The 3,211-nt window shown below is 40.9% G+C and carries 2 protein-coding genes and 2 pseudogenes; 2 read left to right on the top strand and 2 right to left on the bottom strand.

Going from position 1 to position 3,211, the window contains the following annotated elements:
- Positions 1-416: 416 nt before the first annotated feature.
- Positions 417-539: pseudogene (locus AACS00_RS05830) on the top strand (DUF645 family protein); the annotation flags it as partial.
- A gap of 897 nt (positions 540-1,436) precedes the next feature.
- The gene (locus AACS00_RS05825; protein ID WP_110168443.1) at positions 1,437-1,847 is read left to right on the top strand and encodes a cytidine deaminase; all 411 of its coding nucleotides are present in this window, start codon (positions 1,437-1,439) and stop codon (positions 1,845-1,847) included.
- A gap of 159 nt (positions 1,848-2,006) precedes the next feature.
- Here AACS00_RS05825 and AACS00_RS05820 read toward each other — a convergent pair whose 3' ends face one another.
- Both AACS00_RS05820 and AACS00_RS05815 read right to left on the bottom strand, forming a co-directional pair.
- Positions 2,007-2,921, bottom strand: coding sequence for a putative phage abortive infection protein (locus tag AACS00_RS05820; RefSeq protein ID WP_110168442.1), 915 nt, complete (start codon positions 2,919-2,921; stop codon positions 2,007-2,009).
- 96 nt (positions 2,922-3,017) lie between these two features.
- Positions 3,018-3,211 (bottom strand): annotated as a pseudogene (locus AACS00_RS05815) (IS110 family transposase); the annotation flags it as partial.

Here is a 3,211-nt window from a genome sequence, read left to right as displayed (position 1 = left end):
TTCGCTCTTGTTATCGGTCTCTCGATAGAGGAGCCACAATTCAATCGAACTATCAGATAGAGAACTTTAGTTGCAGCTAAAGTCTGGGTCTCACTTTACCCTTATTCGTTAGTTATTATCCATACAAGGCGTTCAAGAGGGACAGCCAACGCGTGGCATTTTTATTATGCGTTGATTTTTATGGTTACGGTATTATGCGGAAAGTTGGTAGTAGCGTTGGCTGCCCCTTAACGCGGCGTTAGTTTCTATCTAGAAAAAATCATCAAAAGCTCAGATTCAATGCCCTGAAAAATCAGCCTTAAGCGTTCAAGTCGCACTATTTGGCTTTTGAGTTTTTCCTGATGCTGATTTGGTAGAAAGTGTTGAAAGTTCAGCTATTTCAAAGTCGCTGAAAACCCACAAGCCTCGATGCTTCAATATTGTCGGATATTCAACACGGCAAATTTGGTTTCACAAAAGGCAGCATTATCGCTGTGAGCTTGCTTTCTTTGTCGCGGACTCTTAACCGTGGCCAACTTAACCTTGATCGTTTTGATATTTGACAGGTAACTTCACATCTTTTGGCGTTGGACGTGTGCATGTTCGATGCATTTGCGTAAAATACTTTTCAAGTAAAGGTGTTAAAAATCATTGTTAAACAATGGGCTACGAAACTAACAAACGCCTCAAGAGGGACTGTCAACGCGTGGCGTTTCCAGTCCCATTGAGCCGCGGTGGTTTCGGTTGTTGTGTTTGAGTTTAGTGTTATGCGTTGCCAGCCCCTTAGGCGGGCGTTATGCTTAATCTCACAAAATCAATCGGTTGTGGCCTTTTCTTTGTTCCTTCGGCCATTCGTTCGTGTTTGTCGGCAATTGAATAATGCTGTCGCGGTTTCATGTAAATTGATGCTGTGAATTCCGAGTGCTTGCCTCATTTTAGTTTCGAGCCGGTTCGTGTTGAGTTTCTTTTTCTCAAAGTCGCTTTGAGTGATTTGGTTCCTTGGCTTATCGGCCAAAAGCGCATCGGCAATTTGCTATTGTTTTGCGCTGCCTAATGAAAAGGCAATTTGGCTGGCGCTTGTGGTTCAGCGTTGTTGCCTCATTCGAGTTTTACGCCAATTTGCTGTGAGCTTGGTTGGTCAGATTTTCATTGAAAGGGCACTTTGTTATCTTGAGCGAAGTGAATTTAACTCAGTTTTTGTTCAAATCATGGTTTCGATCAGGTTAACGAGTTTTGGTGCTTGGGTTGGTTTGAAAGTCAGAGTTATTCTAATGGTTACTTAAACCTAAGTGTTTGAAGTTTAAGCATAACAAACGGTTCAAGAGGGACAGCCAACGCGTGGCATTTTTATTATGCGTTGGTTTTTGTGGTTACGGTGTTATGCGTTAAGTTGGTAGTAGCGTTGTCTGCCCCTTAACCGGGCGTTATAGCGCACTCGAATATTCGGAATCGATGAAATGGAAAGTATAGAAAAAGATCTTTATGACGCAGCAGCACAATTAATAGAGAAACGATATCCGACGGGGTGGGGCGGTGCGGCAGCAGTGCGAACCCAATCGGGAAAAATTCTAACTAGTGTTGCTCCAGACGTGAAAAATGATGCATTGTCACTTTGTATGGAAGTCGGTGCTTATTTGGAAGCTCATAAATTAAATGAAGTGGTAACGCATTCGTTATGCATATGCCGTGAAGATGAACATGGAGAGTTTTTGGTTCTATCTCCGTGTGGTATTTGCCAAGAACGTTTGGTTCATTGGGGTGGCGATGTTAGAGCAGCAATTTCAACCGAAAAGAATGAGTTGGTGTTTAAGACTCTCCGTGAATTAATGCCTCACCATTGGTCGTTAGTAAATGGAAAAGCGCTATAACAAGGCGTTCAAGAGGGATTCGCAACGCGCAGCATTTTCGTTATGCATTGATTTTATTGGTTTTTAGTGCAATGCGGTGAGTTGGCAGTTACGTTGCTCACCCCTTAACGCGGCGTTATAACTCAATAGATAAATGGCAGTGAGAGAGCAATCGTCCTCTTACTTTGTCTTTTCTAATAAGGATTTCTCGTTATAAGTGTGCAAATAACTTCCTTCAGTTAAGTATTCGTCATACTGAGGCTGGAAATGCTGTACGATATTCTTGCACTTTTCTTCGGTGTATGTATTTTTCCCGAAGGAATATGAGTATCCGTCTAAAATAGCCCAAGTCCTCAAGTTATCAGGAAGCTTATCCGCTCTTAAATGCTCTAAGAATTCGTATCTTTCTATCAAAGCATGGAAAAGTGGTAAATTGTTTAAGCCCGAATAGCTAGGTATACAGTTAATCGCAAGTACGGGCAAGAATGATACAGGGACAAAACTGCGCACTAAACTTGCGTACATTTTTTCGTCATCGGTAAGCGTTTCTTTACTGTTGATATAGCATAGAGAAAACTTTCTGTTTTGATTATGTGTGTTACTTTTGCACACAAACTTAAGTACCTGATAGAGAATTCGGAAATACTGTGAAAGCTCAATGTCGTTAAGGATTTCATCTTGTGCTTCTTCTAAAGCTTCCTTAGGAGAGTTTTTTGGATCCAAAGCAGTGTTTAAGTTGTGTAAAAAGTGGTTGTTGTTTTCATATCTAGTTTTGAGCTCCGATAGGGAAGTGTTATGCATAGACAAAAGAGAATAGAAGGTGTCCTCAAATCTTTGTAGCTCTTGTGCTTTAGCATTGTCTTTCAGCTCTTGTTTCTGATTGATAACCGTTACTAATAAACCAACGAAAGACAGTGAGGCGAAAACAGCTCCAATTACCCCTCCTAAATATGATCCAAAAGCCCCCCAATCAGATGGGTCTGAGCTCAATTTAGTCATGTGGAACTTGTAGGTGTAAGGCACTAAAGCAATGATTAGAGCGACAGATATAATGCCCAGGGCAACTAAAAGGATATGTTTGTTTTTTTTGTTCATTTTTAACAACTCATAGATATTTGGCGTGCTTTTTAATATAAAACAATGTTGATATCAACTCATTTGAGTTATAACAAGAGACTATGGCGTCAAGAGTTAATTTGTGGCGCTGTTTGCATCCCACATGCAGCCGTCTCTGAGCATAGAATTTAGGATAACTACTATCTTTCTGACGCAAGCAATGATCGCTACTTTTTTAGGTTTGCCAGCGACTAATAACTTTTGATAGTGCTGTTTAAAAACAGGGTTACATTGCATTGCAGACATCATTGCCATGTACAAAACCGTCC

Origin of the sequence: Vibrio sp. 11986-1-5 (assembly GCF_963878025.1) — a bacterium.
Lineage (GTDB): Bacteria > Pseudomonadota > Gammaproteobacteria > Enterobacterales > Vibrionaceae > Vibrio > Vibrio injensis.
Note: the sequence above shows the minus strand (reverse complement) of the source record. Positions and strands in the feature narration are given on the sequence as shown.